We start from the raw sequence: 456 nt of genomic DNA, 5'->3' as shown, positions 1-456 counted from the left end.
TTTCAATGCGTTGGTACCACATGCTTCTCGAGGATCCACTGTGGGTGCTGTCATTCAAGAACAGTCTGCTGATCGCCTTCTGCGCAACGGTGATTTCAACGGCACTCGGGACGTTGGCAGCACTCGGCTTGTGCCGCGCTAATCTGCCGTGCAAGGGACTGCTGATGGGCACCCTGATTTCGCCGATGATCGTACCGGTGATCATCTCTTCTGCCGGCATGTACTTTTTCTACAGCGCACTGGGCATCGGGCAAAACCACCTTGGCATCATTCTGGGCCATGCGGTACTCGGTACGCCATTCGTCATCATCACAGTGACGGCGACATTAGTTGGTTTCGACCATTCGTTGACCAGAGCAGCGACAAGCCTCGGAGCTTCTTCCACCTATACATTTTTCCGCGTGACCTTCCCAATTATTCGTCCAGGGATCATGTCCGGCGCGCTCTTTGCGATGG

Annotated in this window: 1 protein-coding gene; it reads left to right on the top strand. The window is 54.6% G+C overall.

What is annotated here, in order from left to right:
* Positions 1–456 (top strand): ABC transporter permease (locus AC1DCY_RS27650; protein ID WP_477355959.1); only part of this gene is annotated, 456 nt, incomplete at both ends.

The sequence above is a fragment of the Lysinibacillus sp. 10T31 genome (assembly GCF_056394365.1).
Note: the sequence above shows the minus strand (reverse complement) of the source record. Positions and strands in the feature narration are given on the sequence as shown.